This window comes from Oleiphilus sp. HI0086, assembly GCF_001635225.1.
In genome coordinates this window covers 1-1,156 of record NZ_LWFZ01001354.1, presented here as the reverse complement: position 1 = coordinate 1,156, position 1,156 = coordinate 1, and the positions used below count along the sequence as shown (strand labels likewise).

Genomic DNA, 1,156 nt, shown 5'->3' with positions numbered 1-1,156 from the left:
CGCCCATATCAAAACTCATGATCTTGGGTAAGTGACACTGTTCACCGATATGACGAACGGCGGCTAATCCGCCAGCCGGGCCGGATAAAAGCAGATTTACAGATCGTAAAGCGGCTTGTTCAGCAGCAATGGTTCCCCCTGAAGATTGCATGATTGAGACAGGGCAGCCGTTTAGTTGCTCGATCAAGTGATCAATATAGTTTTTTACTTTTGGGCCAAGGGATGCATTTAACCAGGTTGCTATACCACGTTCGTACTCTTTATATTTTGGTAAAACAAAAGATGAGCGCGAGACGAAATAGTCACCTTCCAGGGCTTTTTGAATGCGTAGCTCTTCATCATCATTGATAAAGGAAAATAAGAGATTTATCGCAATAGCTTCTGGTTTTAAGTCATTAACTTTTTGCTTAAGGGCTTCAATATCGTCATCAGATAAAGGTCTTATTAACTTTCCCTCGGAATCACGTCGGGTTTCTATTTCTAAGCAAAGCTCGCTTGGAACAGGAGGAATGGGTGGTTTGGCATTGAGGTTATAGAGTTCTTTGCGAGCTTGGCGGCCGATGCTCAGGATATCGCCAAAACCATTATTGGTGATATAGACGGTACGAGCACCTTTTCGTTCAAGCGCTGCATTGGTAGCTACCGTACTTCCATGAATAATACAAAGCTGTTTATTATCGACAGCTGAGTTTAAACCTAGTTCTTCTATTCCCTGCAAGATTGCTTGAGCAGGGTTTGAAGGGGTTGATAGTACTTTATGAATACGCACTTCTTGTTCAGTGAGCAAGACAAAGTCGGTAAAAGTGCCTCCGGCATCAACACCTAAGTACAGGATTTCATCCTCATCGCTTAAAGAAGATTTGGGATTGTGAAGCTTAGGGGAATTGGACACTTGCCTTTCCTTTGTATCAAAATGCGTGATTTGTTCTATCTATGAGGAGCCAAGTTTGCCTGAATTGCCAGAAGTAGAAACCTCTCGCCGGGGCATTGAGCCTTATATCAAGGGGCATAAAATCTTATCTATCAAGATCTATCAGCAAGCTTTGCGTTGGCCTGTTTCTAATGAACTCTATGAAATGACAAACCAGCCGGTTAGTGATGTTCTCAGGCGAGGTAAGTATATAATCATCTGTGTCCCTGACGGAAGTATACTGCT

Annotated in this window: 2 protein-coding genes; one reads left to right on the top strand and one right to left on the bottom strand. The window is 43.0% G+C overall.

Annotated elements, in window-relative coordinates; genetic code table 11:
• A partial coding sequence (locus A3756_RS23325; RefSeq protein ID WP_197481493.1) for a hydantoinase/oxoprolinase N-terminal domain-containing protein occupies window positions 1-892 on the bottom strand: 892 nt, incomplete at its 3' end.
• Window positions 893-947: 55 nt separating this feature from the next.
• Here A3756_RS23325 and A3756_RS23320 point away from each other — a divergent pair.
• On the top strand, window positions 948-1,156 hold a 209-nt coding region (locus A3756_RS23320), incomplete at its 3' end, for a DNA-formamidopyrimidine glycosylase family protein (RefSeq protein ID WP_304438932.1).